Here is a 23,553-nt window from a genome sequence, read left to right on the forward strand (position 1 = left end):
CAGTTACGAGGATATCAGGTCTGAAGCAGAGCTGCAAAGTAAATACCAAAAAAGCCGGGATAGTTTCCCGGCTTTTTTATATCCTAAGGACCCTTGTCAAGGGGAAGGTGGCTTCAGCAAAGCTGAAGCCGGAAGGGGTTACTCCCAATCCGGCATAAAGGCATTCTCAAAGATGAGTTCGCGGTTGAGTTCGGCATCAAAGGTGACCTTGTAAATATTTCTCTGTGAGATCCCATCATTCGAGGTATTCACAAAAATGATGGAGCCGTCGTCCGGGGAGTACCGCGGATTCAGATCCAGGGTTCCGGAAGCCTTATCCACATTGAGACGGGTGGTCACGTTGGTCTGCATATTGTATTCGAAAATATAGGTGTCCAACTGTCGGTATTGGGCATTCTCAGATCCGCTGATATCACGGGTATACAGCACGCGGGTTCCCCCGATCGAAAAATCGAGTCCGCCAAGAGCTCCCTGTTTTCCTGATTCTACCACTTCCAGGGTGGTATCTGTATTCGGGTCGATCACGAGGATCTCGGCCCCATATCCATCACTGTCGTTCACCTGAATGGCTACCTGCTCATTCACGGCATTCACGGCTACCTTGGTGATGAACTTTCCTGTTGGTACGGTATATGCCAATTCTACCCCCGTACCATTGGCATTGATGGCGTAGAGCTTATCAAAGTTCGGATAGTAGAGCTGTGCCCCGTTATTGAACCAGGCAAAGTCGATCTCTTCCAGGTTGAATCCGGCCACCGGGATATCGCGGGTGACCTGCATCACATCACTTCCATCGCTGTTCATGGTGAACAGGTGTGTTTCTGCACCAACGGTACGTAAAAAGGCGACCTTTCCGGAGTTCGGGTCACGCCTTGGCCTGAAGCTGTTCTTATCGGTAGCGGTAACCGCATAAGCCTCTTCCGAACTCACATCGGTTTCGGTGTCGGCTGCTCCATAGATCACATTATTACCGTCTACCTCTCGGGTAAAATACACCCTGAAATTCCTGAAATCGGGGGTTACCGTACTAAATCCGGCAATGGCGCTGCTCACCTCCTCATTGATGCCGTCATTGGCGGTAACCTGCCAGAAGTAGTTCACACCCATTTCGAGATCGGTAACGGTGTAGGTGGTATCGGTAAGGGCTTCAAAAACCTCCACGGCGTTGGTCTTCCCATTACGCAACTGCAGGTCATAGAGCACTTCATCCTTATCATTATCAGAGGCATTCCACACCAGGGTCACCTCGGTAGGCACCCCCTCCTCCCCATCGGCCGGGCTTACTAAGACAGGCGTCTTAGGAGCGATGTTCTTTGAAGAAACAGAATCCATTTCAAAGACCACGTTCACCGTTTGTCCATCGATGATATTGGCGGGTTCAAAAGCGGTGACAAAATCGTCGAGTTCGGCCTGTACCGAATATTCTCCGACTTCGAGGTTATCGATCATAAAATTCCCTTCGGCATCGGTAAAAATGGTAGTCGATACCGGGGTAGTTGAGATCTTGACATTTTCCAGGGGTTCATTTCCCACTGCGGTGACCACCTTTCCGGTGAGTGTTCCTTCGCCCGAAACGTCGATGGTATCTTCGCTACAGGCAGTGATCCCTGAGAAAACCAGGGTGAACAGACATATATTCTTGAGTAGTGTTTTCATAATTTGGTGGCTGTTTAACGTAATCCGAATTTATAGTGAAGTCGTAGTCCGAAGTTGTAGTAAAAATCATCCCGCTTTCCGTTAACCACCCCTTCCAGGGCATCGGTAAAGCTAAAGTTGTTCTCGGCGTAAAGGGCCAGGTCCCAGCGGTTGGATAAACGAACATTGAGTCCGCCCCCAAATTGCACCTTGGCATAAAGTGCACTTCGCAGGTCATCATCGGCAATATCCTCCAGCTCATAGATCAGGCCAGGACCCCCATAGATAAATGGAGAGACCTTATCCTTAGGCAGGAACATAAGTTCGAGATTCAGGTCGTAATCCAGGAAGGTTCGTCGCCAGCTTTCGCCTCCTTCGAGCTGATTGTAATCGGCTTGGAGGCCAAGTCCCAGCATTTTTGAAAGTTTACGGTGGTAACCAAAAGACCCGTTAAATCCCGGACGTTTTTTGGTGTAGTCCCCATCAAATAGCGTCACTCCCCCACCAAAACTAAAGCTGTTCTTATAGGTGGTATCAAACTGCTCACGGTCATAAAGCAGGGTTGACTGTTCTGCCGCTTTTTCCTTGTTGTAGTTTTCCACCAACCAGGCGTCCTTATCGCGACCGTCGGCCGTAGACCAAAGTCCGGATTCGATCCCTTCAATGATGAGGGACTCCACCGCCTTTTCGATGGCATCTTTCATAGCCAGCTGTACGGGTTCGTTCTTGGTGATCCCGGTTTCTACTTCTAGGAGACGCTGGAAGTTCACGTAGCGAAAGAGACTCGCATCGATAGCCTGTGAAAGGATGGTCTTGGAAACGTATACCGTTTTGAGGATCTTCCCGTTGGAAGTCGATACGGCACGCAGGTAGATGGTAAGTCGGTCTTCCCTGTACTGGGTAGATCCACCCACCCCGAAGTACCGCGCTCCGAGTCCGCCGGTCACGATATTGGTATCGTAACTCACCACGCCTCCTTCGAGGAGGATCCCGGCAAACAGTAATGGCGGCAGGTTGGGTTTGTTCTGTGGTTGTCCGCTATACTCACTTCGGGTAGAGCGTATGATGTTTCGTTCATTGAGGAGGTTCGAAAGGTTCTCCCTTTCGATAGGGGTAAACCAACGGGAATCTTCCAGGGCTTTGACCAGCATGGTGGTACCTCCCTGGGATACGGCGGTAGAGAAGGTACTTCCGTTCTCCACGGCTTTGTACTGTCCGGTCTGGTCTTTGAAATTATAAACACCCACCACCACCGGTTCTTTGGGCAGGGGGAGGTTGGCAAGGGCACTGGTATGGGAGGTCACTTCTCCCGTGCGTGCCTGTTGCTGACTCAGGGGCTGACTGAAATATGTGCCACAAGAAGACAGAAGCAGGACAGCGGCCGTAGCCGTTATGCGTTTCAGGGCTATTCTCATCTGTTTTAGGTTTAGTTAGGGACGATCACCTGGGTTTGTTCTCCGGTGGTCTTATCGAGGATGTTGATCACGAGGCCTTCTTCGGTCTCGAAGACTTCGAAGAGGAAACTCCCGGCATCAAAGCTACCTTCCTGCAGTTCCGGCCCGGTTTGGGCGGCCAGGATGGCGCGGTTGAGCTGACTCAATAGCTGACGATCGATGCTTTCCTTAAAGCTGTCCAGGCGGGATTGCTCTTCCCGGGAAGAACCTTTGGCGGTAAAGCTGTTCTGGGCATTGGCCGAGCTGAGCAGCCATTGGTAGTTAAAGGTATTACCCCCGAAGTTCGGATTCTTGGGGGTGTATCGGAGCTCTTGTGCCGAAAGCTGAAAGGCACCAAGAAAGCATACGAATGCGAATAAGGTCTTATACATGGTTAATAACGTTTTTGGAGGGTCTTATTTTTTCTTAGGTTTCTGAAATACTGGTTGGTACGCATGATCGCCTGGCCGGCCATCTGCTCGATATAGGTGGCTCGCGGATTCACAAAGAATTCCATGATCACATTTTGATCGATGATCACCTTGATCTTGGTATTACTCCCCATGCCCAGGTCTTCTTTGATGGTCACGATCTGTTCGCCGTTGATGTTATTGGCGAGGTATTGGGCGTAATACTCCTTGTAGAAATCACTCCCGGGTTTGGTCTTGGTATCTTCCACCACCATGCCACGCAGGGTGATCCCATCGCTGTTGCTTTGGTCTACATCCTGAATATTGCGTTGTGCTTCCTTTTGTTGTTGTTGCAGGGCCTCTTTAGAGATCACCACCGGTTGCTGGGCATCGTTGCCATTGCGGCCATTGATCACTACGCGGTCTTTACCAACCACTTTATCGTCCTGGTAGAGGATCAGGAAGGCTATGGTACGCTGGTCTTGAGCGATCACCATGGTCTGCTCGCTTAATACTTTTTTGATCCCGGAGGGCAATACCTGAAAGCCTGATTGCTCCAAACGGTTCTGATTTCCACCCTCCGCAGCAGGCTGCACTACGACAAATTCGTAGCGGATGCTTTTATTGATCTCGGTGGTATTATAAGCAGTGGCCAGGAACTTGGTAAAGGTTCCCTGGGATTGCATATCGATCTTGGCTTGAAGATCACCGGTAACCTCATCCTGACTGAAGAGAGAAATTGAAAGCAGTAGGAAAAGGGACAGGAAAAGATATGGGCGCATTTTTCCGTTCATTTACTGAAAGTTACGAATAATTAACGATTGTGCTTCACCTTCCATGGTGATCTTGAGTTTATCCATAATACTATTCTTGCCATGTACCACGAGGTCACAATTATTCCCGGTTTGGGTCACGTTGTGATCTACCACTTCGGAAAGTCCGGGCGCAAAGGCTGCATAGAAGTTGTGATTCCCCGTTTGGGTGAGGTTGTATTTCACCTGGTCGGCTATGAGAAAGAGACCGGCGGTGTTATGATCGCCGTTCTGCGTCACAGAAACATCCTGATTACGGGCCTTTACAAAGAGTTTAGTGGTGTTATAATCACCCACCTGCTGAATGAATACGCCGTTGTTATCGATCTCCGGAAGATCCCGTGTGTTGTTGGTTTGGTTACTGATATAATTGAGGGAAGCCTCCTTTTGGAGGAATAATTCGTTAATGTCTGAGGGAAGGGTATTGTCTACTATCTGAGCAAAGCCAGTGATGGAAAAGCATAAGGTTATAAGTGTTATAAATATGTGTCTCATATGCTATTGCTTTTACGTAAGAAAGAGAACAGGGAATGGTTCCCTGTTCTCATGATTCCAAAAAATGGTTAAATATTACACCTATTAATTCTCAGGATAGGTTGCTTGCCCACTTTGAGTAACATTAATTGTGTTACCTTTACCATATTGTTGAGCATTGAATATATTATGATTACCTGTCTGATAAAGTGTGTTCGTGTTTGATGCTCCATTTTGAATTAAGAATGCATTGTTTGCGTTACCCTCTTCTTGCGTCATAGTATTCACATTACGACCTTCACCGTCATATACCGTATCCAACTGCTCAACCTCAGCAAAGTTATTCTCTCCCATATACTGATAAATAGTACTAGTTTGTTCCATACCTTTTTGTGAGACCCAAGCAGTATTAGAATATCCTTGTGTTCCTTGATTAATAGTACTTGTGTTCCCACTATCCTCCTGATACACCCAAGCACTGTTATTATCACCGTCAATTTGGTTAATAGTACTTGTGTTAGAACCAGATTGTTCTACATAGGCATAATTTCCATACCCTCCAGTCTGAGTTACGGTACTGGTGTTCGAACCAACTTGATTGACATCTGCCTTATTACCTTTTAAAACTTGATTTTCATCCTCATCTAAGCTACCATCCTTTTGAGTAATCGTGCTTGTATTTGAACCACTTTGAGTCACCTCAGCTGAATTACCTAAAGCTCCTTCAATTTGATCAATTGTATTGATATTAGTCCCTGTTTGTTCTACAGTCGCTGAATTTTGCTGACCGTTTTGAGTAATAACACTAGTATCATCAAAATTTTGACGGACCTCTATAAAGTTGCTTGTACCAGTTTGAGTAGTGGTACTCTCATTAGAAAATTCATTATCGCCTGAAGAATCAGTAAGAAGTGCAGGATCTTGATCTACAGCAAGAGTGTAATCCTGGTAAATATTTACTGTGTTATCATTTCCCATTTGATCAGCATCGGCCCAATTGTTAGATCCAGTTTGCTCGACATATGCATCATTACCCATATCATCAGCACTACCTTTTTGTTCAATATCACTCATATTGTATTCTCCAACTTGCTTCACCACAGCTGCGTTATCAAAGTCCAGCTGCAGAATATTGCTAGTATTATCATCACCGTATTGAATCGCTCCTGCATAATTCCCTTCAGCAGCTTCTGGACCTAAATAAACATTATTATCATACGATAGTCCATCTGGACTAAATTCGGCTCCTTGTTGAATAGTACTGTTATTATTTGCACCTCTATACAATTTAGTCGCATCACCCTGTGATGTTTCTTGGCCTGCTTGATATGACCAAGCTGTATTGGAATCACCACCTTGCAAAATAGTTGAAGAAGAATAATCTCCTCCAATTTTCACATTGGCTTGATTGTTATCTCCTTCCTGAGTCAAAAAGGCATCATTTTCACTTCCTGAAATATCCACATGATCAGAAAAACCAAGAGTGTTTCTAAAACCATCGCTTTGAGGGTCATTATTGTCTCTGAAAAAAGCACCATCAATATCTGCATCTTCACCAGATTCAGGTATCCAAGCACTCTCATCATCCTCTATATTCACAGAGCCATCCTTTAATTTAGACTCATATGTATTGTTACCAGCTCCCTTTTGTCTTACATCAACATTATGATCTCTACCTGAAAGATCCACGGTAATAACATTACCACCTTCATTTGAATCTGGATTATCGTATTGAGTTATCTCGACTGTATTATCAGAAGCTGGATGAGCTCCTTCAGCATGAAATGTTGCAGGTTTACCAACAACTTCTATCAAAGCTACACTTCCTGTAGATTGAACGGCAGTATTTCCTTGTGTAACATCGACATTATTTCTAACTCCACCTTGATAAACACTCGTGAAATTTCCAGTTCCATCCTGGTTCACGGTAGCATCGTTACCATCTTCAACATTCACATTATCACGTCTATCATCTGCCTTATAAGCATCTTGGTTAATAAAAACCTCATTAGTGCCATTGGTGGCAGTAGTTCCTTTAACGTAAGGCTGAACGCCCACTTCGCCTTCACCAGGATAGGGCACCCTTCTTGCATCATTTTGCTGCTTCTCTTGGGCAGACAATGCAAATGTCATTAATAGCGCCGTGGCACCTAAAATCACTTTTTTCATAAAGCTTACTTAATTTAAAGATTAGTACTAGTTATTAAATTCTCTTTTTGGCGCTATCGATCAATTCAATCCAAGGGGTTGGACTGCTGGCTGGGGGATCACATAGACGCCATGCCGGATGCTAAAGCCGACAGACTAACAACTAATGGTGGGGGATATACCATAAAGGGGGAGTGTAAGCATTAAAAAAGCTCAACGTAAGATTGGGTGGGCGCCCTTCATAATTCGCTACAGCTCTGTGTGGTAGCCTCCTTATTTCAGGCTTCCCGAATATAGAATCGAATAGACGATATTCCATAAGAAATAGATGAAATGTCAATTTTATCTTTCTTTCGATGAACTGCATATTGCATTTCTTTTCTTACAAAATGAAATTGTGGATACCCGTAACGTTTTTGGATATGAAAAGGCGTAACAAAGTCCAACTGAAGGTTATTCTTTTGGACAAAATATACGTTTTAAACAACCCCATCCGTCCTTGCCTTCCGCAAGGACACCTTCCCCTCGAAGGGGAAGGAGATCGTTGTTTGATCGAACGTTGTACTTAGTAAATGGTCGAACCATTAAGCGTAGTGACCCTCCTTCACTGAAGCTACAGAGGACGAAGAGGTGAATAGGCGAAACTGCAAAATCGCTGAATTGCTGAATTGCCGAGTCGCGAAGAGGTGAATAAAGGCTATAGTAGGCGCAAGACTAAATGATATGAGAAAGCGAAATCGCCCACAGAGTACGCAGGTCAGGATCCACTGGACGAAGTTGCCGCATGGAGCCAAGTGCTGTTTGAGGCAAGCTTAGCTTGACGAGTTCAGCTGGCTTAGACTACAAGGCGTAAGTGGATGACCGAGAGCTCAGTGCTAGACTTTTTTGTTACTTTTTGTGGCAATGACAAAAAGTAAAAGTCTACTCTATTCTTGGCAACATCCGTTCTTTCTTGCTTCGGAACTTCTCGGTTTCTTTCAGGATAGAATCCAAAAGTTTGATGGCATCTATAATATAAGGTCCCTTATTCAGCATCACGCATTCCGCTTGCAGGGAGTTGGTGGCATCGGTGATCTCCGACCGCGAAGGCAATCCTTTTTTGGCGAGGTTTTCCAATACCTGGGTGGCCCAGGTTACGGGCACATGGGCAGCCCCACAGAGCGCGAGAATCTCTTCCTGAATGAGCCCCATATGCTGCCATCCGGTTTCCACCGCCAGGTCACCCCGGGCGATCATCACCCCGATCTTTTTCTTACGCATGGCCCTGGCTAGGATCTCATAAAGGTGGTCGTAAGCCTTTCCCGTTTCGATCTTCAGGATCACTCCTATAGATTGTAAAACATCCAACTGCTCCAGTTCATACAGGAGGTCTTCCACATCCTTTGCGGAATTCACAAAAGAGAAATTCACAACATCGGCGTGTTGGGCGATAAACTTCAGGTCTTCCCGGTCTTTATCGGTGAGTCCGCGTACCTTAAGATCTGAATCCGGAAAATTGATGCCCTTTTCCGACTTGAGCCAGGAACCGTTTTCTCTGGTACGGGTAATCTCTGCCGTAAATCCGTCTTCTTCTACTTCCCTGATCACCCCTTCGATCTTACCGTCGTCGAACAAAACGCGTTCGCCTGCTCTCAGACTCTTAAACACCTCAGGCATCTGGCAGGGCACCAGGGCGGGTTGGGTAAGGGTGCCGTCCCAGGCCTTAACCGCATTGCGTCCCACTTGATCGGGACCGGTGACTTTGAGCATTTGTCCCGTTTTCAGGAGTAATGGCCGTTCGGCTCTTGGTAATTCTCCCACATCACTTACGAGTCCGTCCTTTTTATGCAGGGCCGTTCCCGTGCGTATGTATGATGTTTTATAGAGGTAGGCCTTCACCATTCCCGGGGTGACCTCTGCCACCTCCAATTGCCTTTTCTTACCGCGCTCATCTTTAAAAGACACCTTATCGCCCACCGCCAGGTTTTCAAGTAGGTGAACACTTACCGGCAGGACGTTCGAAGGGGAATTTTCCTGTAGCTTTCTTTTGAGCAATACCGTTGCCGGTTTTACAACGTGTCCGCCCTCATCTTTTTTGGGAGAGAACTTACGCACCCGCATTCCGGCCTCTAAGACCCCGGTACGGATCTTAGGTCCCGATAGGTCCATAGCAATACGAACGGTCTTGCCCATTTTCCGGGCTTCCTCCCGCACGTTATTGATGATCTTTAGCCATACCTCGGGATTGTCGTGGGCACAGTTTACCCGGGCACAATCCATTCCCGCCTCCAGCATTTGCCGCACCAGTTCGGGGTGATAGGCCGACTCGGTGGGTTGGGTAACCATGATGCTTACCCTTCGTCCCTCGACAACATCCCCCAAAAGGTCGCGACTGTGTTGCTCCATAAGCGCTTTCGACCTATCGGCAGAGGTAACTCCATCGACCTCAAAGGTCGTAACCTGCCCGAGTAAACTTTCGAGGAGGCGTTTGCTGTGAAGGAGGGAACTCATCACGTGCCCTTCGGCATGTGAAAATCCGGTGATCCCCAGGTCACGCAGAATGCGCTGAAGGTTTGTTAGATTAAATTTGCGAAAGGTGGTATAGTGAATGAGGTTTACCGCACTTTCCCGATAGCTGCTATCGACCTTTTCCAAACCTTCATGGCGGTCGTTAACAGCTTTTTCCAGGCGGGCGATGATCTCCTCCAGTCGGGCAATAGCCCCTTTAATTATTTTCTTATCAATTTCCATAATACGATGTTTGGAAGGTAATGATAAGGGGTCCTATAAAGGTACCAACTTCCCCGGCAATGGCGAAAATTCCTATATTAAATTTTGGTGCACTATGGTGTGATCCAACCCATAGCACTATGATGTAGAAGAATAAGGAAGGTAGGTCTGCGAGATCAGGATCCTCTCCCGGTAAACGAGGTGGCCAGCCCTTCAAGTGTTTCCACCGGAAAGTCGGTTGTTGTTCGTGCACCTCTGAGTGCCAGTTCCGGATGTTCAAGCAATCGGGCTTCTTTGATATGTATCTTCGACCATTTTGTGGACCCGGGCAGGGGCGGACTCACCCTCCACCCCCATAGGCGGCCATGGGTAGCCTGAAAGGTGATGGTATGTTCGTCATGCTTCAGTTGAAAGCGTATTTCGGCCAGGGCACAGTCTTCAGGAAAATCATACAGGGTATCTTCGGCCAGTGGCATATCACGCTCTTCACACAATTCGACACCATTGCTCTCTTCCCCCTCAAACCGCCAATATTTTCCGTGGTTCATAAAATACCTGACCTGTGCATCGAGCTTATTGGCCATCTCCGATTCGAGGAGTCCGCCAAGAATGCGAAGTAATCGCATTTCCGACTTCCGGAAAGTACCGCGATGAAAGGTAGGAAGGGTATTGCGCATACTCTCGTATAGGGCGAGTCCGCAAAAGAGCACGATCAGGCCGAGAATAAGGGGTATAAGGAAAAGTAGTCCCATGGTTTCTAAAACTTACGCCAACTTACACACCTGCAATTCAGCGTATTAATTGGGTAATGCATCGATTAAAAATACAGAAAATTCCTCTAAAAAAACAAATCTGTAAGGATTAACCGAGTGGTTTAGTTAAGAGCCCCATAGCTTACTTATGCCTACAAAATTCAGAATATAGTGCATTTTTATTCGTATCTTGTTGGTAATTAACTTTTTACGAACCAATAAACAAAACACTATGTTACGCTGGACCATTATTTTTGTGATCCTGGCCATTGTGGCCGCGATCTTCGGATTTGGAGGCATCGCTGAAGGTGCTGCCGGTATCGCTAAGATCCTGTTCTTTATTTTCCTGGTACTTTTTATTATCTCTATTGTCACCGGAAAAAGAAGGGTATAATCTTCAACATCATTTGGCATGGATAGGAGCCAAAAAAATGAGTGGTGGCCGCTGCGGGTGTGCCACCATTTTCTTTTTTATTATTCTGTATTGGCTGCTGGGGTACGTATTTGAGATGTTTTAATGAGAGTCAAGAGGCAAGAACAAAGAGCAAACAGGCAAGAACAAAGAGCAAAGAGGCAAGATTAAAGACAGTTTTGAGGTAATCTATGGGCCACACGGTCCTATTGCTTCGCTATCACCCCAAGGGACAGTGTCGCCTTTTCACCTTCAGACGCCCTTTCTCGGGAAAACCATCCCGCCCTAACGGGAGTTCTTTCGGTAGGCAGAGCCTCCTTGAGAAGGAAGGAAGAAATTACGACTGCTAAAGGATGTAATAATAACTTTGCCGACGTTTAAAGCGTTGACGAAAGGGGTTATTTCCCGTCTGCCCATATACACATTTCCTTACCTTTCAAAGATTGCCACGTCGGAGTTTTGCTCCCCCTCGCAAAGACATCAACTCCCTATTGCATCGACCGAAGCTTTAGCGAAGGTTGACTTCCCTACCTCCCTACTTCCCTACTTCCCTACTTCCCTACTTCCCTACTTCCCTACTTCCCTACTTCCCTACTTCCCTACTTCCCTACCTCCCCACCTCCCCGCCTACCCTCCAACTTCCTCACAACCACCTGGCATTCAGCACCCCACCAAAAAAAATATCACCTTAAATCCCACCTACATGACATATGTCATAGGATGCGGGCGCCTTGCGGTGGTAATTTTACCCCAAATTGCCAATCATGAGTATCCGTTTAATTGACAAGTACAATGTGCCGGGGCCCAGGTATACCAGTTACCCAACGGTACCTTACTGGGATGGCTCTGGCTTTAATGAAGACCTTTGGAAAACACTTTCCAAGCAAACCTTCAAAGCAACCAATGCTTTAGAAGGGATCAGTCTGTATATCCACTTACCGTATTGCGAAAGCATGTGTACGTTTTGCGGTTGCCACAAGCGCATTACCACAAGACACGATGTGGAGTCTCCTTATATTGAAGCCGTACTTAAAGAATGGAAGCTTTACGTTGACCTTTTTGGCGAAACCCCGGTGATCAAAGAGATCCACCTGGGCGGAGGTACCCCCACCTTTTTTTCTGCTAAGAACCTGACGAGACTTATTGAAGGGATCTTTGAGCACGCCACCCGTGCCGAAGACTATGAATTTAGCTTCGAAGGCCACCCTAACAACACCACCTACGAGCACCTCAAGGCGCTTCGCGAGGTTGGATTTACGCGGGTGAGCTTTGGGGTTCAGGACTACTCTCCAGTGGTTCAAAAGGCCATTAACCGTATTCAGCCTTACAACAAGGTGAAAAAGGTTACCGTATTGGCGAGAGATCTCGGGTACGAGTCTATAAGTCACGACTTGGTTTTTGGATTACCCTTCCAGCACCTGGGTGATATCGTAGACACCATCAACAAGACCATTCCACTCATGCCGGACCGCATTGCTTTTTACAGCTATGCCCATGTACCATGGGTAAAAGGGAACGGCCAGCGCGGATTCGATGAGGCCGATATTCCTTCAGGAGAAATGAAGCGACAGCTTTACGAAACAGGGAAAGCCCTGTTAAAGGAACTGGGGTATGTAGAGATCGGTATGGACCACTTTGCGCTACCTTCAGACGGCATGTATAAGGCCATGGAGAACAACACCCTCCACAGGAATTTTATGGGCTACACCGCCTCCAAGACCTCTCTAATGATAGGACTGGGCGCTTCTAGTATAAGTGATAGCTGGACGGCATTCGCACAAAATGAAAAGAATATAGAGAAGTACATGACCAAGGTAGACCAGGGCAAGATCCCGGTGTACCGCGGCCATATTCTCAACGAGGAAGATCTCAAAATTCGCAAACACATTCTCAACCTGATGTGCCGTATGGAGACTTCCTGGAAAGATGAAAATCAGTATTTTGATTTACTTCCGGAAACCCTGTTGAAACTTGCTCCAATGGAGGAAGATGGCCTTATAGCCATAGGTAAGGATAACCTCAGGATAACGGAAGCCGGAAGGCCTTTTGTACGCAATGTGTGTATGGCCTTCGATCTGCGTTTACAACGCAATAACCCCGATACCAAGGTGTTCTCAATGACCATCTAAGTATCACGCAAGATCTCATCAATGGTTGGCTCCCCGCTCGGATTTTTTTTCGTCGGGGAGTTTTTTATGGCACCACACAATCCGGGGCCGATTTCACCATTAAGTTCATATCAGAAGGTGAGACATAGGGTATACCAAGGCCTAAGCCGCGAAGAATGAACAATACCCCGATAAGGATCACGAAAATGGGAATAAGCCTGCTGAGTTGCGTGCGCAATTTTACCGACAACACATTACCGCTATAGGCAGCTACGCTCATCAGCGGAATGGTACCAAGGCCAAACAAGGCCATATAGAGTCCGCCGCTTAGCACATCGCCCAGGGCGACGGCACCGAACAGCGCCATATAAACGAGTCCGCAAGGTAGGAATCCGTTTAAAAACCCGATGGTATACAGGGTACCTGCAGTACGCTTTTTCAAGCGTTCTCCCAGGGCATTCTTTACCTGACCCACGAGGGTGTAGAAGGGTCGCATGAGGGTTGCAGCGCCTGTTTTCCCGAAATAAGGAACAACAGCGGCCAGGACCATGATCACGCCGAGTACTAATGAAAGACGTTGTTGCATGCCCGCGATAAAGAGTCCGCGGCCAATACTACCAAAAAGGAGTCCGATAAGCGCATAGGTCGTTAAACGCCCGAGGTGATACCCCATGAGCTGCAGAAATCTTTTAACCGGATTCCCGCGGTCAAGGGGTAACACAAAGGCGATGGGACCACACATACCGAGGCAGTGTAAACTCCCGAAAAAACCAAGTATAACGGCACTCAGTAACACTAATAATTAATGGCTTTCTTTACCAAATAAGACTTCCCTTCGCAGGTCCATCTTATTTCAATGTTCCAGCGGCCATCCAATAAACGGTCCTTAGGTATGAGCAAATGTGGATCAGACAATGAAATAGCAACCTCAAAGTCTAAATGTTTATTAGATGGCCTGTAAAGGAACACTTTTCCTTTTATGTCTTCAGGAAGCTGATCTTCCGGAAATACCAGTTCCAGCCCCTCAGCGGTCGGGGTAACGGCCACATCGACCCCGGCGTCTTTGGTGAACTTTTCGGTATCTATTTCCTTCTGAAAGTTCAGTTCCTTCTTATAATAATCTTTTGTCACCAATTCGTGCTCCAGACTTTCGTCGGTCAGGCTACTCACCACGAAGTACATGATGAAGCTGATAAACAGCACGAAGGCGATCACAATTCCGGTTCCCCAATTTATTTTCATAGCGCTCAATGGTTATGCGGTTATGCAGTTATGCAGTTATGCAGTGAAATGACACTCCCAACTAACTACTCCCTCTAACCGTCTTTTCTCTTTACTCTTGACTCTTTATTCTTTATTCTCCACCCATGAGATTGCCACGCTCACTGCGTTCACTCTTCACTCATATCTCATCTCACATCTCTTCACCCTACCTGTAGCTATGCGGCCCCAGGAAAGACGTTGTCGTGGTTTCAATAAGTTCGTCTCCACTGTATACGCCCAGGCGAATCTTCATGCGGTCGTCGTCTAACAGGGCCCTGTCGATCTCAACGAAAAGGGTTCCTTCTGCGAGGCCTTGTTCAGGGATGGTGATCCGGCTTCCGGACACCAATTGCACCTCCCCCTTTAATCCTATAAGCTTGATCTCCACATCATCGATCTCCTCGATGGTCTTATTAACGATCTTATAGGTATACACATTAGAGATCATATACTCCCCTTTCATTTCATAGAGTTGCCCCGGCAAACGCAATACGGTAGCTTCCACATCATTTCTCAGGAATAGCATCCCAATAAGGACGGCGGTAAGGATCCCTAATACGGCGGTATAGCCTTTCATTCGGGCAGTGAACTTAAAGGGCGCCTTTTTCTCTATATTGTCTTCACTGGCATAGCGAATGAGCCCCTTAGGCAGATTCACCGATTCCATGATATGATCACAGGCATCGATACAAGCGGTACAATTCACACACTCCAGCTGGGTGCCGTTTCGAATATCGATCCCGGTAGGGCACACATGCACACATTGGAAACAATCGATACAATCCCCATGACCCAATGCGTTGCGGTCTTCCCCCTTACGGATCTTTTTCCTTCCGTTCTCTCCTTCCCCTCGAACGTGGTCATAGGCCACTACGATAGATTTATTATCGAGCAGTACCCCCTGCAAGCGTCCGTACGGACAAGCAATGATGCATACCTGCTCGCGGAACCAGGCAAATACGAAGTAGAACACTGCCGTAAAAATAAGCAGGGCAATAAGCGTATTTGTATGCGCCATCGGGCCATCGGTAATATAAGTAATGAGCTTGTCGCTACCTATAAGATAGGCCAGGAACACATTGGCAATAAGAAAGGAAAACACAAAAAAGATAAACCACTTAAAAGTCCGCTTTCTGATCTTCTCGGCATTCCACGCCTGTTTGTCCAGGCGTATCTGCGCCCCACGGTCGCCTTCGATCCAGTATTCAATACGGCGAAAGACCATTTCCATAAAGATGGTCTGCGGACAGATCCATCCGCAAAATATCCTTCCGAACACTACGGTAAAAAGGATCACGAATACCACCCCGATGATCATCGAGATCACGAACAGGTGGAAATCCTGCGGCCAGAAAGGAAACCCGAAAATATTAAACCTGCGTTCCAGCACATTGAACATGAGGAACTGGTTGCCATTGATCTTCACGAAAGGAGCCAGTACCAGGATGACGAGTAAAAAATAACTCACATACTTACGGTAATCGTAGAACTTTCCGCTGGGCTTTTTCGGATAGATCCAGCTTCGCTTTCCTTCTTCGTTTACCGTTCCTATGGAATCCCTGAATACCTCTTTTCCCTGATCAGTCATGGCGTTCGGGTTTATTGACTATTTATGGTTTCCGTTTACTCTTCCTCAACCCCGGCTTCGGCTTCTACAGCCTCTGCCTCAGGTTGCTCAACAGCTACAGAATCGGTCACTGCTTCAGCAGGAGCTTCTTCTGTCGCCTCATTGGTCCAGATCTCTTCTCCTTCCGGAGCTTTCGGATTGGCCGGTGTGGTTCCCTGAAGGGTCAACACATAGCTGGCCACCTGGGCCATTTCCACCGGCTTAAGCACCGAACTCCAGGCGATCATCCCTTTTCCGGAACGCCCACCTTCGGAGATGGTTCTGAACACATTCTTAATACCACCACCCAGGATCCAGTTGGCATCGGTAAGGTTTGGTCCGATACCCCCACCTCCATCGGCCATGTGACAAGCCACACAGTTGGTCTGGAAAATGGTTTTTCCTTTGCTGATGTCAGAAGCGTCGGTCAATACCTCAACCGTATTCACATCGATCAGGTCCTTAGCGGTCTTTTTATACTCTTCGATAGCGATTCGCGCCTCGGTCATTTCCTGCTGGTATTCTGTAGCCTGGTCAGGAGCTCCGATGATATGGAAACGCACCAGGTAGATGGCAGCAAATACGATAGACACGTAAAATCCGTACAACCACCAAGGCGGAAGGCTGTTATCCAGTTCCTGGATCCCGTCGTAGTTGTGATCGAGGATGATCTCACCCTCTTCTTCAATGGGTTTACTCTTGGTGAGTGCCTTATATAATTTTCTGTACCAGGCATTTTCTCTAGCAGCGATCTTTCTGGCCTCCAGCGCTTGTTTCTGCTCCTCGGTCATCATGGCCTGAGAGATATTGTGCATCGCAGCCAGCATCACCTCGATCCCGATCAGGGTAATGGTAAAGAGTACCAAAAAGAGCGATACTTCCGGATATTCTATAAAGGCAGGCTTATCAGAATCGATCATCCACTCGGCCCCAAGAAAGACCAGGGTGACGATTACTATAACTCTTAAATATGATGCAAAGTCTTTCATTGTTTATTCATTTTCTTGGTTGTCTAATGGAAAACGGCTCACCTTGTTGATATAGTCTTTCTTGGCAGAGAACACCCACCAGAAAAGTCCTATAAAGAACACGAAGAATATCGAGAGGGATATGATCGGATAGATCTCGATCCCGTCTATGGTAGCCATATGGTCTTTTACAAATTTCAACATGGTCTATTCGTTTTTAGCGGTGAGTTCTTCATTCCCATCTTTCACCTTGATATCGGTTCCCAGGCGCTGTAAGTAAGCGATAAGGGCCGTGATCTCGCGATCTTTCATCTCGATGAACGCCTCCCCGCGCGTCTCTGCTGCGCGTTTATCTTCCTCGTAATTCGTCACGAATTCAGGATCACTGTAGAGGTTTTGCTGGATCTGTGCAGCCTGGGCCTCCATAGACGCCTGGGCATTGGCAATATCCTCATCGGTATACGGCACACCAAGAGTGACCATGGTCTCCATTTTCGCTTCGGTCTGAGAGCGGTCAAGCGCCCTTCTGAACAACCATTTATAGGCCGGCATGATACTTCCTGCAGAAGTGGTTTGCGGATCGTACATATGGTTCAGGTGCCAGTTGTCAGAGTATTTCCCTCCAACCCTCAGCAGGTCGGGACCGGTACGTTTACTACCCCATAAGAACGGGTGGTCGTAAACATATTCCCCGGCTTTGGAATACTCTCCATAGCGCTCGGTCTCACTTCGGAACGGACGAACCATCTGGGAGTGACATCCCACACAACCTTCGCGGATGTAAATATCACGACCCTCCAGTTCCAGCGGTGTATAAGGCTTCACACTGGTAATGGTCGGAATGTTCGATTTCACCAATAAGGTCGGTACGATCTGAATTACCCCTCCGATTAGAATAGCAACGGTAGCCAGTACAGTAAGCTGTACCGGACGTCTTTCTAACCAGGTGTGGAATGGCTCACCGGCAAGACGACCCTTACGCACTTTGGTAAGCGCAGGAGCTTCTGCCAGCTCATCTTCAACCTTTGTACCCTGACGGATGGTCATGATCGCGTTATAGATACCAATAAGCACACCGATCAGGTAAAGAGAACCACCAATGGCACGCATCCAGTACATCGGAATGATCTGGGTAACGGTTTCCAGGAAGTTACCGTAAATAAGCGACCCATCAGGATTGAACTGCTTCCACATAGACGCCTGGGTAAACCCGGCAACGTACATAGGCAGTGCATATATGATAATACCAAGGGTACCGATCCAGAAGTGGAAATTAGCCAGTCCCTTAGAGAATAATTGTGTTTTGAACATCTTCGGCACCAGGTAGTACATCATACCAAAGGTGAGGAATCCGTTCCATGCCAAAGCACCAACGTGAACGTGAGCGATCACCCAGTCTGTAAAGTGCGCAATAGCATTAAAGGTTTTAAGTGAGAGCATCGGCCCTTCGAAAGTAGCCATACCATAACCGGTAATAGCCACTACCATGAATTTAAGAACAGGATCGGTACGCACCTTATCCCATGCTCCTCTCAGGGTAAGAAGACCGTTGATCATACCACCCCATGACGGAGCGATAAGCATAATTGAGAAGACTACTCCCAGGTTCTGCGCCCAGTCGGGAAGTGCAGAATATAATAAGTGGTGCGGTCCTGCCCAGATATAGATAAAGATGAGCGACCAGAAGTGCACGATAGAAAGTCGGTATGAGTATACCGGCCTGTTGGCAGCCTTAGGCACGAAATAGTACATAAGACCCAGAAAAGGCGTGGTCAGGAAGAAGGCCACGGCGTTATGACCGTACCACCATTGCACCAGTGCATCCTGTACCCCGGCGTAAGCCGAATAGCTTTTAAGTGCCGATACGGGAAGTTCCAGCGAGTTAAAAATATGTAATACCGCAACAGTAATAAAGGTTGCCAGATAGAACCATACCGCCACATAAAGGTGACGCTGTCTTCTCTTGAGAATGGTTCCGATCATGTTTACCCCGAATGCTACCCAAACCAGGGCAATAGCAATATCGATAGGCCATTCAAGCTCGGCGTATTCTTTTGAGGTCGTATACCCCAGTGGCAGCGTGATCGCGGCCGATACGATGATGGCTTGCCAGCCCCAGAAATTAAAGTTTGAAAGGGCATCGCTAAACATACGCGCTTTGAGCAAACGCTGTAACGAATAATACACCCCTGCAAAAAGCGCATTACCTACAAAGGCAAAGATCACCGCATTGGTGTGCAACGGACGAAGACGGCCAAAACTCAGCCAGGAAATTCCGTCGGTAAGGTTAGGGAACACGAACATAAAGGCCAGTAAAAGCCCAACTAGCATCCCTACAGCTCCCCACAACATTGTCGCGTAGAGAAACTTTTTAACGATCTTATTATCGTAATAAAATTGCTGTACTTCCATAGTGTTTATTGATTATTATTGCTTGGATCCGATTGTTTAGTGTCGCGTTCATCGGGTATGAGCTCATCTTCAAAAAGCATACGGACGCCAGGCGTATAACTATCGTCATACTGCCCGCCTCTGACTGCCATTACAAAAGCGACAAAAAAGATCACCGCCACGATAAGGCTTACCGTGATAAGAATATAGATAACACTCATACCTATTAAGAATGCTTTAACAAAATTATTTTTTCTCACCGCCAAAAAACATGACAATTGTCATGACGCGGTCATTTTAGCTTTTTTCCCACCCAGGATGTAGCCAATGTCGTAAAGGCTACCACACTTAAGGAACTAACAGGCATAAGGATAGCGGCTACCACCGGAGACAGGGCTCCTGTAACAGCAAAATACAATCCGACGATGTTGTAGAGGAAAGAGAGTATAAAACTCACCTTGATAATGGTCACCGCACTACGTGCAGCCCCGAGGTAGCTGTGTAAATGTTCCAGCTTAGCGGCGTCGAGTATGGCATCACAGGCCGGGGAGAACACGTTCACGTTCTCGGCGATAGCCACTCCCACATCACTTTGTTGCAGCGCCCCCGCATCATTGAGTCCGTCGCCCACCATCATGATCTTAGCCCCTTCTTTTTGATGAAAGGAGATATACTCCAGCTTGTCATTGGGCTTCTGGTTGAAGAACATTTGGGTTCCGGACGGAAGTAATTTTTCGAGGTTGACTCTTTCGCTGTCGTTATCACCGGAAAGCAGAGCCAGGTCGTAATGCTTTTTAAGTTTTCTGAAAAGCTGCGCCATCCCGGACCGGTACTTATTGTAGAAGGTATAAGCCCCCTTATACATTTTATTCACCCGGATATGTACGGCAGTTTTTGCGGTAGTGGTTGCCGGCTTTGACCCGACAAAATCGGGAGACCCCGCCTTTACCGAGGTATCGCCATACACCCCTTCGACCCCTTTTCCCGTATATTCATTAAAACGATCTAAGGGAAGAACATCAAAAGGCTCGAGCATCTCATAGAGCTGACGGCTCAAAGGGTGGTTCGAATTTCTCAGGGTTGAGCGCAGTAAACTTTCTTCTTTAGGATCAAGCGCCTCACCCTCATAACTGATCTCATTGCTGTTTCCGGCAGTAATGGTCCCCGTTTTATCGAATACCACCGTACCCACAGCTGCCATACGCTCGATCACCTGGGCATCTTTAAGATAGAATTGTTTACGACCGAAAATGCGCAGCATATTCCCTAGGGTGAAAGGGGCGGAGAGCGCCAGGGCACAAGGACAAGCCACAATAAGAATGGCCGATATCACAGGAATGGCCTTTGATGCATCGATAACATACCAGGTTATCCCTGAAACCAGGGCAATGAGCAAGATCACGATGGTAAAGTACTTACTAATGGTATTGGTAAGGTCGCGAAAGCGCGTTTTCTTATCGGTTTGAAACACCTCGTTACTCCACAATTGTGTGAGGTAACTCTGAGAAACATCCTTCACCACCTCAACTTCTATAGCAGCACCCATCTGCTTACCTCCCGCAAAGAGTTGCTCCCCCGAAACCTTTTTTACCGGGTCCGATTCCCCGGTCACAAAGCTGTAGTCTACGCGGGCCTCTCCCCGAATGAGGATCGCATCGGCAGGAATAAGCTCTTCATTACGGATCAGGAGTCGGTCGCCTTCCTTTACTTTATAGATATCTACAGGCTCTTCTTTAGCACCTGCTCCGATACGGGTAACCCCGATCGGGAAATAACTTTTATAGTCTCTTTCGAACGAAAGGTAATCGTAGGTGCGTTGCTGAAAATAGCGCCCTAAAAGCAGGAAGAACACCAGCCCGGTAAGACTGTCAAAGAAACCCTGCCCGGTATGGGTAAAGATCTCCCAGGAGCTGCGCAGGAACAATACCGCGATACCCAGGGCAATGGGCACATCGATGTTCAGGATACCGGCGCGAAGGCCTTTCCAGGCCGAAGTAAAATAGGAGGATGCTGCGTAGAACACCACCGGCAATGACATACAGAACATGATCGCCCTGAAGAAAGGCTTATACTGATTAAGCCAGAATTCGTCGATCTCAAAATACTCGGGAAAGGAAAGCAACATCACGTTGCCAAAGGCAAATCCGGCAACCCCCAGCTTATAGATCAGGCTGCGGTCGGCCTTACCCTTATTCTCTTCGCGATCATCCAGGCTTATATGAGGTTCGTAACCTATTGTAGAAAGCAGTATGACTAAAGCCTTTAGCCCCAGTTCGTTCTGAAAGGTGATACGGGCCGTTTTCTTCGGAAAGTTCACCTGAGCGCTACGCACCCGGTGATCCAGCTTATGCAAATTTTCGAGCACCCATATACAGGAACTGCAGTGCATTTGAGGTATATACAGGTTGACGATACTTAATTGTCCGTCGTCAAAATCAAGAAGTTTTTGCTGAAGGTCGGGATTGTCGAGAAAGTTAAACTTATCGGCTCTGATATCCGGACTGATGCCGGGATTGCGCTCCAGATCGTAATATCCGGAGAGTCCGTTGCCTGAAAGGATCTCGTAAACGGTCTTACAGCCGTTACAACAAAACTCCTTATCCTCAAAAATTACCCGATCGTTTCCGCATTCTACCCCACAGTGATAGCACGAATGATCCATAGTTTGCTCAATTACCGAAACAAAAATGAGACTCTCAAATTGCAATTTATATGATTTTTGTCATGATATTTGTACCTTAGAATTGCAAAACGAACACTTTAGGTATTATCATGAGTAAATGTGAACAGTGTATTATAAGACAGTTCAGCTCACTTAACGCCCTTAACAAATCAGAACTCATCCGCATTTCCGAGTGCAAGGAGACCGTCACCATTAAGAAAGGTGAAGAGATCTTTCGCGAAGGACAACATCTGGATGGGGTCTATTGTATCAAATCTGGTATATGCAAACTTACCAAGTTAAGTGACAATGGCCGACAGCAGATCATCAAGTTTGTAAAAACCGGCGACCTCCTCGGGCAACGCACGGTTGTTTCAAACGACACCGTTAATCTTTCTGCCATCGCCGTTCAGGACATGGAGGTATGTTTTATTCCCAAACAAGAGATCAATCAGGCTTTTCAGGAAAATCAGAAGTTTTCCGGAGAGGTGATCAAAGTATTGTGCAATGACCTCAGGGAGGCCGACAACACTATTGTGAGTATGGCCCAAAAACCGGTAAAAGAAAGGTTGGCTTATTTCCTGCTGCACTTTAATGACGATTTCGGAGTAGACGATGAAGGGTTTCTGGCCGTACAGCTTTCTCGTGAGGAGATCGCCGGAATGGTGGGTACTGCAACCGAATCACTGATACGTATGCTTTCTGAATTTGGAAAAAAAGGACTTATCCAAACCAAAGGCAAGCGCATTAAGATCGTAGACAATGCCGAACTGGAACGTCTGGCCGAAGGCTTCTAAACACAAATTATCCTATATAAACAAACCGGGAGGAAGGTGTAAAATCACCCTCCTCACGCTTGGTTATTTTACACTACACCCAAAATTTCTCACTGTTCTCCCCCCGAATCCCGATTGGGAAATTCTCAAAATCATCCCATTATTCACTCCTGAATTTGTTAAAATCTACTTTTTTTAGAGTTTTTTCTGCATTAATCGAAAGCGTTTGCGACATCGCTTAACCCACCTAATCACTAGGGTTTTAGGCATTTTGCAGGGTCTTCCGTACAATACCTGCATGACAAAAGTCATATTTTAACTATAACTGTGTTTTCATCTTTGTGTAACAATAGTCACAAAACCATTTGATTATGAAACACACAGAAACACCCCGATTTGCCTTTTTGGCCGCCTTAATGACCATGTTGTTCGTTGGGACCTCTGTATTTGGTCAAACCTACACCTTAGATAATACGAAATCGGAACTCACGATTTTCGGAACTTCTAATATTCACGATTGGGAGATCACCGTAGAACAGCAGGAAGGGAAGATCACCTTCAATGCCGGAGAAACACCAACAGTTACCGGAATGGAGATCAGCATTCCTGTGGAGAGCCTGAAAAGTGGTAAGTCCGGTATGGACAAGAACACCTACAAGGCGATGGATACCAAAAAACACAAGCTGGTAACCTTCACCCAAACAGGCGATGCGACCTTAACCGCTGCAGGGGAAAACACCTGGAAGGTTAAAGCCAAGGGCGACCTGACCATTTCCGGCGTTACCAAAGCATCTGAACTCGAGTTTACCTTAAAGGTTGCTAACGGTAGCCTTATGCTTAACGGTGAGAAGTCGATCGACATGACCGCCTTCAATGTAGAGCCACCAACGGCGCTACTGGGCACGATCACCACAGGGAAAGACGTAACCCTGAAATTCAACACTGTACTTTCAAAGTAATTTTTCACAAATATCTAACTAGAATACACTATTTA

General features: G+C 46.9%; 20 protein-coding genes. 4 read left to right on the forward strand and 16 right to left on the reverse strand.

Annotated features, from left to right (window positions below; genetic code table 11):
- Positions 1 to 138 precede the first annotated feature (138 nt).
- From IS446_RS00630 to IS446_RS00665, 8 genes are all read right to left on the reverse strand, one after another.
- Entirely contained in the window at positions 139 to 1,656 is a 1,518-nt protein-coding gene (locus tag IS446_RS00630) for a carboxypeptidase regulatory-like domain-containing protein (protein WP_203057227.1), read from the reverse strand.
- A 14-nt stretch (positions 1,657 to 1,670) separates the two neighbouring features.
- A complete protein-coding gene (locus IS446_RS00635; protein ID WP_203057228.1) occupies positions 1,671 to 3,050 on the reverse strand; it encodes a CsgG/HfaB family protein in 1,380 nt (459 codons plus the stop codon).
- A gap of 11 nt (positions 3,051 to 3,061) precedes the next feature.
- Positions 3,062 to 3,460, reverse strand: coding sequence for a curli assembly protein CsgF (locus tag IS446_RS00640; protein WP_203057229.1), 399 nt, complete (start codon positions 3,458 to 3,460; stop codon positions 3,062 to 3,064).
- A 2-nt stretch (positions 3,461 to 3,462) separates the two neighbouring features.
- Positions 3,463 to 4,260, reverse strand: coding sequence for a CsgE family curli-type amyloid fiber assembly protein (locus IS446_RS00645; RefSeq protein ID WP_203057230.1), 798 nt, complete (start codon positions 4,258 to 4,260; stop codon positions 3,463 to 3,465).
- Positions 4,261 to 4,272: 12 nt separating this feature from the next.
- Positions 4,273 to 4,785, reverse strand: a complete 513-nt coding sequence (locus tag IS446_RS00650) for a hypothetical protein (RefSeq protein WP_203057231.1) — start codon at positions 4,783 to 4,785, stop codon at positions 4,273 to 4,275.
- An 84-nt stretch (positions 4,786 to 4,869) separates the two neighbouring features.
- The gene (locus tag IS446_RS00655; protein ID WP_203057232.1) at positions 4,870 to 6,933 is read right to left on the reverse strand and encodes a hypothetical protein; all 2,064 of its coding nucleotides are present in this window, start codon (positions 6,931 to 6,933) and stop codon (positions 4,870 to 4,872) included.
- Between the two features lie 900 nt (positions 6,934 to 7,833).
- A complete protein-coding gene (locus IS446_RS00660; protein WP_203057233.1) occupies positions 7,834 to 9,642 on the reverse strand; it encodes a pyruvate kinase in 1,809 nt (602 codons plus the stop codon).
- A gap of 155 nt (positions 9,643 to 9,797) precedes the next feature.
- Positions 9,798 to 10,373: a hypothetical protein gene (locus IS446_RS00665; protein ID WP_203057234.1), complete on the reverse strand. Its 576-nt coding sequence runs from the start codon at positions 10,371 to 10,373 to the stop codon at positions 9,798 to 9,800.
- Between the two features lie 232 nt (positions 10,374 to 10,605).
- Here IS446_RS00665 and IS446_RS00670 point away from each other — a divergent pair, with 232 nt between their 5' ends.
- Positions 10,606 to 10,767, forward strand: coding sequence for a DUF1328 domain-containing protein (locus IS446_RS00670; protein WP_203057235.1), 162 nt, complete (start codon positions 10,606 to 10,608; stop codon positions 10,765 to 10,767).
- A 782-nt stretch (positions 10,768 to 11,549) separates the two neighbouring features.
- Complete coding sequence (gene hemN / locus IS446_RS00675; RefSeq protein ID WP_203057236.1) at positions 11,550 to 12,914, forward strand: oxygen-independent coproporphyrinogen III oxidase; 1,365 nt, start codon at positions 11,550 to 11,552, stop codon at positions 12,912 to 12,914.
- A gap of 64 nt (positions 12,915 to 12,978) precedes the next feature.
- Here the strand turns inward: hemN and IS446_RS00680 are convergent, their stop codons facing one another.
- From IS446_RS00680 to IS446_RS00715, 8 genes are all read right to left on the reverse strand, one after another.
- On the reverse strand, positions 12,979 to 13,689 hold the full coding sequence (locus IS446_RS00680) for a sulfite exporter TauE/SafE family protein (RefSeq protein ID WP_203057237.1): 711 nt from the start codon (positions 13,687 to 13,689) through the stop codon (positions 12,979 to 12,981).
- Entirely contained in the window at positions 13,689 to 14,135 is a 447-nt protein-coding gene (locus IS446_RS00685; RefSeq protein ID WP_203057238.1) for a FixH family protein, read from the reverse strand. The genes IS446_RS00680 and IS446_RS00685 overlap by 1 nt, the downstream gene beginning before the upstream one ends.
- Before the next feature lie 187 nt (positions 14,136 to 14,322).
- Positions 14,323 to 15,744: a cytochrome c oxidase accessory protein CcoG gene (ccoG, locus tag IS446_RS00690; RefSeq protein ID WP_203057239.1), complete on the reverse strand. Its 1,422-nt coding sequence runs from the start codon at positions 15,742 to 15,744 to the stop codon at positions 14,323 to 14,325.
- A 35-nt stretch (positions 15,745 to 15,779) separates the two neighbouring features.
- On the reverse strand, positions 15,780 to 16,751 hold the full coding sequence (locus tag IS446_RS00695; protein ID WP_203057240.1) for a cbb3-type cytochrome c oxidase N-terminal domain-containing protein: 972 nt from the start codon (positions 16,749 to 16,751) through the stop codon (positions 15,780 to 15,782).
- Between the two features lie 3 nt (positions 16,752 to 16,754).
- On the reverse strand, positions 16,755 to 16,934 hold the full coding sequence (locus IS446_RS00700; protein WP_203057241.1) for a CcoQ/FixQ family Cbb3-type cytochrome c oxidase assembly chaperone: 180 nt from the start codon (positions 16,932 to 16,934) through the stop codon (positions 16,755 to 16,757).
- A 3-nt stretch (positions 16,935 to 16,937) separates the two neighbouring features.
- Positions 16,938 to 19,142 carry a cytochrome-c oxidase, cbb3-type subunit I gene (gene ccoN, locus IS446_RS00705; RefSeq protein ID WP_203057242.1) on the reverse strand — a complete coding sequence of 735 codons (2,205 nt, stop codon included), beginning with the start codon at positions 19,140 to 19,142 and terminating at the stop codon, positions 16,938 to 16,940.
- Positions 19,143 to 19,147: 5 nt separating this feature from the next.
- Positions 19,148 to 19,342 (reverse strand): cbb3-type cytochrome oxidase assembly protein CcoS, encoded by a 195-nt coding sequence (ccoS, locus tag IS446_RS00710; RefSeq protein ID WP_203057243.1) that lies wholly within the window; start codon positions 19,340 to 19,342, stop codon positions 19,148 to 19,150.
- A 71-nt stretch (positions 19,343 to 19,413) separates the two neighbouring features.
- Entirely contained in the window at positions 19,414 to 21,783 is a 2,370-nt protein-coding gene (locus tag IS446_RS00715; protein ID WP_203057244.1) for a heavy metal translocating P-type ATPase, read from the reverse strand.
- Between the two features lie 110 nt (positions 21,784 to 21,893).
- Between IS446_RS00715 and IS446_RS00720 the strand changes: the two genes are divergently transcribed.
- Both IS446_RS00720 and IS446_RS00725 read left to right on the forward strand, forming a co-directional pair.
- Complete coding sequence (locus tag IS446_RS00720; RefSeq protein WP_203057245.1) at positions 21,894 to 22,580, forward strand: Crp/Fnr family transcriptional regulator; 687 nt, start codon at positions 21,894 to 21,896, stop codon at positions 22,578 to 22,580.
- Positions 22,581 to 22,930: 350 nt separating this feature from the next.
- Positions 22,931 to 23,518, forward strand: a complete 588-nt coding sequence (locus IS446_RS00725) for a YceI family protein (protein WP_203057246.1) — start codon at positions 22,931 to 22,933, stop codon at positions 23,516 to 23,518.
- The last annotated feature ends 35 nt before the right edge of the window (positions 23,519 to 23,553 follow it).

The organism is Robertkochia sediminum, from assembly GCF_016786255.1.
Taxonomy (GTDB): Bacteria; Bacteroidota; Bacteroidia; order Flavobacteriales; family Flavobacteriaceae; genus Robertkochia; species Robertkochia sediminum.

Excerpts from the sequence above, each read along its gene's own strand:
- IS446_RS00725 (WP_203057246.1), top strand. The coding sequence starts at position 22,931 with ATGAAACACACAGAAACACCCCGATTTGCCTTTTTGGCCGCCTTAATG.
- IS446_RS00720 (WP_203057245.1), top strand. The coding sequence starts at position 21,894 with ATGAGTAAATGTGAACAGTGTATTATAAGACAGTTCAGCTCACTTAAC.
- IS446_RS00650 (WP_203057231.1), bottom strand. The coding sequence starts at position 4,785 with ATGAGACACATATTTATAACACTTATAACCTTATGCTTTTCCATCACT.
- IS446_RS00665 (WP_203057234.1), bottom strand. The coding sequence starts at position 10,373 with ATGGGACTACTTTTCCTTATACCCCTTATTCTCGGCCTGATCGTGCTC.
- hemN (WP_203057236.1), top strand. The coding sequence starts at position 11,550 with ATGAGTATCCGTTTAATTGACAAGTACAATGTGCCGGGGCCCAGGTAT.
- IS446_RS00635 (WP_203057228.1), bottom strand. The coding sequence starts at position 3,050 with ATGAGAATAGCCCTGAAACGCATAACGGCTACGGCCGCTGTCCTGCTT.
- IS446_RS00695 (WP_203057240.1), bottom strand. The coding sequence starts at position 16,751 with ATGAAAGACTTTGCATCATATTTAAGAGTTATAGTAATCGTCACCCTG.
- ccoS (WP_203057243.1), bottom strand. The coding sequence starts at position 19,342 with ATGAGTGTTATCTATATTCTTATCACGGTAAGCCTTATCGTGGCGGTG.
- IS446_RS00640 (WP_203057229.1), bottom strand. The coding sequence starts at position 3,460 with ATGTATAAGACCTTATTCGCATTCGTATGCTTTCTTGGTGCCTTTCAG.
- ccoN (WP_203057242.1), bottom strand. The coding sequence starts at position 19,142 with ATGGAAGTACAGCAATTTTATTACGATAATAAGATCGTTAAAAAGTTT.
- IS446_RS00645 (WP_203057230.1), bottom strand. The coding sequence starts at position 4,260 with ATGCGCCCATATCTTTTCCTGTCCCTTTTCCTACTGCTTTCAATTTCT.
- IS446_RS00670 (WP_203057235.1), top strand. The coding sequence starts at position 10,606 with ATGTTACGCTGGACCATTATTTTTGTGATCCTGGCCATTGTGGCCGCG.
- IS446_RS00715 (WP_203057244.1), bottom strand. The coding sequence starts at position 21,783 with ATGGATCATTCGTGCTATCACTGTGGGGTAGAATGCGGAAACGATCGG.
- IS446_RS00630 (WP_203057227.1), bottom strand. The coding sequence starts at position 1,656 with ATGAAAACACTACTCAAGAATATATGTCTGTTCACCCTGGTTTTCTCA.
- IS446_RS00655 (WP_203057232.1), bottom strand. The coding sequence starts at position 6,933 with ATGAAAAAAGTGATTTTAGGTGCCACGGCGCTATTAATGACATTTGCA.
- ccoG (WP_203057239.1), bottom strand. The coding sequence starts at position 15,744 with ATGACTGATCAGGGAAAAGAGGTATTCAGGGATTCCATAGGAACGGTA.
- IS446_RS00660 (WP_203057233.1), bottom strand. The coding sequence starts at position 9,642 with ATGGAAATTGATAAGAAAATAATTAAAGGGGCTATTGCCCGACTGGAG.
- IS446_RS00685 (WP_203057238.1), bottom strand. The coding sequence starts at position 14,135 with ATGAAAATAAATTGGGGAACCGGAATTGTGATCGCCTTCGTGCTGTTT.
- IS446_RS00700 (WP_203057241.1), bottom strand. The coding sequence starts at position 16,934 with ATGTTGAAATTTGTAAAAGACCATATGGCTACCATAGACGGGATCGAG.